The 4782-nt window shown below is 38.1% G+C and carries 7 protein-coding genes and 2 pseudogenes; 4 read left to right on the top strand and 5 right to left on the bottom strand.

Features of this window, described 5'->3' with window-relative positions; genetic code table 11:
* Positions 1–193: 193 nt before the first annotated feature.
* The gene (locus H6G97_RS45600; RefSeq protein ID WP_190947022.1) at positions 194–550 is read left to right on the top strand and encodes a four helix bundle protein; all 357 of its coding nucleotides are present in this window, start codon (positions 194–196) and stop codon (positions 548–550) included.
* Between the two features lie 235 nt (positions 551–785).
* Entirely contained in the window at positions 786–1094 is a 309-nt protein-coding gene (locus tag H6G97_RS45605; RefSeq protein ID WP_190947023.1) for a hypothetical protein, read from the top strand.
* Positions 1095–1466: 372 nt separating this feature from the next.
* On the opposite strand, the gene H6G97_RS45610 is transcribed toward H6G97_RS45605, so the two are convergent.
* From H6G97_RS45610 to tumA, 3 genes are all read right to left on the bottom strand, one after another.
* On the bottom strand, positions 1467–1913 hold the full coding sequence (locus H6G97_RS45610; RefSeq protein WP_190947024.1) for a hypothetical protein: 447 nt from the start codon (positions 1911–1913) through the stop codon (positions 1467–1469).
* A 161-nt stretch (positions 1914–2074) separates the two neighbouring features.
* Entirely contained in the window at positions 2075–2458 is a 384-nt protein-coding gene (gene tumE / locus H6G97_RS45615) for a toxin TumE (protein WP_190947025.1), read from the bottom strand.
* Entirely contained in the window at positions 2448–2678 is a 231-nt protein-coding gene (gene tumA, locus H6G97_RS45620) for an antitoxin TumA (protein WP_190947026.1), read from the bottom strand. Before tumA ends, tumE begins: the two co-directional genes overlap by 11 nt.
* Before the next feature lie 109 nt (positions 2679–2787).
* Here tumA and H6G97_RS45625 point away from each other — a divergent pair, with 109 nt between their 5' ends.
* Positions 2788–3009, top strand: coding sequence for a hypothetical protein (locus H6G97_RS45625; protein WP_190947027.1), 222 nt, complete (start codon positions 2788–2790; stop codon positions 3007–3009).
* Positions 3010–3049: 40 nt separating this feature from the next.
* Here H6G97_RS45625 and H6G97_RS45630 read toward each other — a convergent pair whose 3' ends face one another.
* Both H6G97_RS45630 and H6G97_RS45635 read right to left on the bottom strand, forming a co-directional pair.
* On the bottom strand, positions 3050–3301 hold the full coding sequence (locus H6G97_RS45630) for a hypothetical protein (protein WP_190947028.1): 252 nt from the start codon (positions 3299–3301) through the stop codon (positions 3050–3052).
* A 408-nt stretch (positions 3302–3709) separates the two neighbouring features.
* Positions 3710–4153, bottom strand: a pseudogene (locus H6G97_RS45635) (sigma-70 family RNA polymerase sigma factor); the annotation flags it as partial.
* Positions 4154–4334: 181 nt separating this feature from the next.
* On the opposite strand from H6G97_RS45635, the pseudogene H6G97_RS45640 reads away from it, so the two are divergent.
* Positions 4335–4670, top strand: a pseudogene (locus H6G97_RS45640) (IS5 family transposase); the annotation flags it as partial.
* Between the last annotated feature and the right edge of the window lie 112 nt (positions 4671–4782).

Below are 4782 nucleotides of genomic sequence, written 5' to 3' on the forward strand. Positions count from 1 at the left end.
CAGATTGACTGGTATCAAGAAATTAGAAAATGGGCAACAGAATTAGGAAGAAGACCGCATTTTCAGGAAATCAAACAGAAGTGGCAGGAATTAACAGGACAAGAGTTAAACGAAAAGGGAGTAAAATTACTATTAGAAAATCTCGGCTACTCAAATAATTCGTAATTCGTAATTCGTAATTCGTAATTAAATCATGACAACTAATATTACTATCACGGACAGGACTAAATCTTTTGCAGTTAGAATTATTAAAGCTTGTTGCTTTTTGGATGAAGCTTCAAGTGCAACTCGCATTCTTTCTAAGCAACTTTTACGTTCAGGAACTTCAATTGGAGCTAATGTTAGAGAAGCTCAATCAGCCCAATCTCTAAAGGATTTTATCAATAAATTGGAGATCGCTTTGAAAGAAGCCAGAGAAACTCAGTATTGGCTAGAACTTTTAATTGAATCTGAGTTAGTTGAAAAACAAAAATTTCAATTACTCCTTCAAGAAGCAAATGAAATTGGTAAAATCCTTGTTGCCTCCACCAAAAAACTTAAAGATAAATAATTACGAATTACGAATTACGAATTACGAATTACGAATTATTTGGTCATAGTTCAATCAATTGGATAAAAAGCCGTATTAACCCAGTTTGGGGGAATCGCAATACTGACGAATTTATTACCAGGCTACGACTAGGATATCAATTACTTTATGGAGGGATTAAACGTGTTTAATTAGTTGAGCGGTGTTGTCAATCTTGTCAGAAATAAAGTTTTGATGTAATCGGAGAAGAATTCTCATGTATAACGGCGAATACGACAATTTGAGTTTTGAAGAACAATTATATCTGACTGAAGAGGAGATGAGACGGCGGCACAATCAGCAGATGTTCTTGCGCCGAAATGCCCAACTGTTGCAGCAGGAGTTAAGTTTTGAGGCTGAATTGTTAGAAGACAATCCAGAGTTCGCCCAAACTATTCACGCTTTCAATATGCAGGAGATTCAGAGTAATCAGCAAGGGCTACAGAATATTTTAGGCTCAGAAGAATCAGCATCAAAGGAGCAAAGTGTTTGGAGTAAGTTTTTTCCGGGATTGAATGGGAGATAAATAATTAGTGGGCTAAATTTATTTCTCTTAATGTTGATACATAGCTGTTTTGAGTAATTGGGTAACAAGAAAGGAGATTAAAGTTATATCTGACTTATCAGTTTTCGTGTTTGAGTCTTAACAAGTCTGATTCGTCAGTACACTATAAAAGCCAGAATGGGTAGCGGCGGATGTCTGTGCGATTATTGAAATCCAAAATGTCAGTGATACTTAGCCAATTTTGATAAAAATGAAAGGGGTATAGCTAATATCTATACCTCAAATATTTGATGAAAACGATTGCTTTGTTCGTAATTTATACTGCAAAGTATTGCTATATCCACTGCCATTAGTATGACTAATTTAGTAGTCACTTATTCCAGTTTTCATAAGTTATGTAAGTAAATATTCTGTTACTTGTTTCCTAATGGGATTGGCATTGTGAAGGGCTGACATAATTGCCTCTTGGCTATCGAAAAAACTTTGTATCTTTTGAAGCCAAGATTCTTGAGAATATCCTAGTGGCGGATTTTGTCTTACTGTCACAAATAGAGCTACTATTTTCAATGTTTTCTCTGTTATTTCTCCTCTCAATTGCATTGGGACAGAATCAAAAAAACTGCCCTCTTGTAATTCTAGTTCTTCCAAGGGAATCTCTTTATAGAGTGTTTCAGCCATCTCTAGAATCTCAGATATATTGCTATTGAGAGTGTGCATAAACCCAAGTGATGATAACGATATAGCAAACATCATTTCTATCTGTTCTTTCTGTTTACTTAGGTCAACCCTTTGTTTTCCATAGTTTGGATCTCTAGCTTTCCTTCTTTTAGCTTCACCCATTTTCAAAAACTAGTCGGCAATAAATGTTTTTAATTCTATTGTACAGCCCAATCTCGCTGTATTAAACCTGTTATTTACTAGTGTAAAATTTTTTTTTAATTTTGCTTACTTTAGAGATAATAAGATACCTTCTTTGGCTCTTAGTACAGGAACTTATCCATCTAGTTCAATAATTCGGTTGCTTCTTTTAATACTTGAATAATTTCCGGTTTCTGAGAACTAATCACATCATTTGGTAAATGCTTGTGATGCGGAAATGTAGAGATATCAGGAAAATGCGGCGTACTATCATAACGAAAAACTAGGCAATTTCGTTCATCTTGAAAATGGTAGCGATAATCAAGAAATTTTAACTGATTGTTTGTGATTACTATAGCTTCGTTAATTTCTAATAAGTGTGTTTGAGCTAATCGCAATCGAACTCTTAAATTAGCCCGAAGGGATGTTAAAATTTCTTCTTCATAACGTTCCACATAAAGATTTGGACATTGAACAATTGCTTGTTCTACTTGATTTAAATAATCAGATAGAATGTTAGGCAGCATAGTTCAATCTTTGCTCTATTTCTTGACGCAAAACCAGATAATGGCGGTAATCGTTTGCCCATTCTATAAATAGAACATCATCTGGTAATGTTCCCTGATTATACTGATAAAAAAAATCTTCAGAGTCAATTTTTTGCTGGTTTTCATACACACTGAGTCGCTTGGCAATGGCAACCAAAGCATCTAAGGATGATGTATATTGAATGGTCTGTTTACGCATTTTATCTCTACTTCAAAATCATCATATTTTGATTATAAGTCAGCGCCACTTCAAAATTTCTTCATTGAGCGCTATGAAAATTAGGCAAATTCTCATCAACTGATAGCTATTGTGGCGTTGCTCTATCGTCACTTTTGCTGTTTCCATACAAGGTTGTACTTCCTTTCAACAGCCGCCAGCAGCAAAGCGTGCAAGGATGACAGATACGGTGGGAGCAAAATCCCTAATCCCTGCAACAGCCAATCCACAGCTTCGTCAAGGCTGGTCACTTGATGCAACTGCCGTAACCGCTTTTTCCGTTGGCGTTCGTCGAACGCAAGTGCGTCTCTGAAAGAGAAGAGAAGGTATTGCCCTTATCTCAAAACAAAAAATCACCCCCCAATACCTTTGCCACTCTCATAGTTCATAGCTCTGGGTTTCCTCTTGCCTATAGGGACTACTTTCGATTGCTTAGGAGGTTGAGGAGGGCGGCATTTCTCGCAATATAGAGGTCTAACTCCAAAGGTTTCTCGTTGTGTGGGTTGTTCACACTGCTTACATACGAAGTTGAAAACGCGAGTATGAATTTCTCGCTTGTGCGCTCTGACGGTGTACTCTCGGACTTCAATAGTTTTGCTGGGCATCGGTTCTTTCTTCGGTGTTCTATTTATAAGGATAGTTTCTGGCATCAATATATTCATGCACTATTTGGTTGAAACAGTGACAATCTGATGGTTTTCGCCAGGGATTAAGCGAGGCGATGCCGCAGGAAAGTGCGGGTACGCGATCGCCATCGACTCATGACAGATATGCGATCGCACTCCTGACAGCAGCAATTGGAGGCATCTAAAAAGGCAGTGGCGATTTGTTTTCAGTCTTTGGAGTAGCGAGTTCGACTCATATAAATGAAACTAAAGTCCAACAACCCTTAATCCTAATTAAGAAGATAGTCTTTGATCTTGTTTTGATGAGAGCGCAAAATTTTTAAACCTTGATGTTCAGTTTTACGAATTGTTTCTCGACAAAGATTCAGGCGTTCTGCAACTTGACTTCGCCCGTGTTATTGACTGCTTAATCCACCAGTAAACGTAGGTCGATAGTTTATAGCCTCGGTTGGGATCAAACTTTTCGATTCCCTTTTGTAAACCTAGTGCCCCTTCTTGGATCAAATCTAAGAATTCCAAATTGTGATTCTGGTATTTTTTCGCAACAGAAACCACCAGCCGTAGGTTAGCTGTCACCATTTTCTCTTTAGCTTTTTGGCCTTGTTGAATGATTGATTGTATTTCAGCTTCGCTTTGACCAAGCGAAGCGGCTAATTCTCTTGCAGTTGGTTGGCGGTTTAGTTGAAGTGCGAGGCTTGAACGCTGTTCTTCAATCGCCATCATCTGCCGCAACGCCCTAGCATTTGTAATTTCTTGCTCAGGAGTTAGCAGAGGGTAGCGTCCGATTTCTTTGAGGTAGAAGCGAACTAAGTCGGTAGTTGGATTGGGCATACTTTCAATTAATTGTGAGGACTATTTTTATTTTTCGTTTGATTAAAATGTTGTATTTCAAGAATTAGCTAACAAATCAAATCTTAATCAGAGGCTATTTATAAAGTAAATCTAAAGAGGAAATAATCAAGTAGAAAACTAGCTGTAAGATACAAGCAAATAGTATATATACTGAAGAAGAATGTCTTGTAAACGGTATCCTACAGACCTGAGTGATCTGGAATGGAGAATTCTGGCTCCTCTGATTCCACAAGCGAAGCCAGGTGGTCATCCCCGCACTACTGATATGCGAGAAATCTGTAACGCCATCTATTATCACTTGAAAACAGGGTGTCAATGGGATATGCTGCCACGGGATTTTCCACCGAGTTCAACCGTTTACAGCTACTACCGCAGGTGGCAAAAAAAAGGCATCTGGGAGCAGATGAATCATACTTTACGTGACCAAGTTCGCCAACAACTAGGCAAGTCAACCCAACCAACAGCGATCGCCGCAGATAGTCAGTCGGTAAAAACGTATCCGCTCGGTAAATCGGGGTAGAAAGAAAAAATCAGAATGTAGATTGGTAGACACGGCGTTATAAAATATGATATATGACGCAAAAATCATCTGCTGGGAACTTAGTATC

The organism is Nostoc flagelliforme FACHB-838 (genome assembly GCF_014698065.1).
GTDB classification, from domain to species: domain Bacteria; phylum Cyanobacteriota; class Cyanobacteriia; order Cyanobacteriales; family Nostocaceae; genus Nostoc; species Nostoc flagelliforme_B.

Coding starts and splice junctions, on each gene's coding strand:
- H6G97_RS45600 (WP_190947022.1), top strand. CDS start 194: ATGACAACTAATATTACTATCACGGACAGGACTAAATCTTTTGCAGTT.
- H6G97_RS45605 (WP_190947023.1), top strand. CDS start 786: ATGTATAACGGCGAATACGACAATTTGAGTTTTGAAGAACAATTATAT.
- H6G97_RS45610 (WP_190947024.1), bottom strand. CDS start 1,913: ATGGGTGAAGCTAAAAGAAGGAAAGCTAGAGATCCAAACTATGGAAAA.
- tumE (WP_190947025.1), bottom strand. CDS start 2,458: ATGCTGCCTAACATTCTATCTGATTATTTAAATCAAGTAGAACAAGCA.
- tumA (WP_190947026.1), bottom strand. CDS start 2,678: ATGCGTAAACAGACCATTCAATATACATCATCCTTAGATGCTTTGGTT.
- H6G97_RS45630 (WP_190947028.1), bottom strand. CDS start 3,301: ATGCCCAGCAAAACTATTGAAGTCCGAGAGTACACCGTCAGAGCGCAC.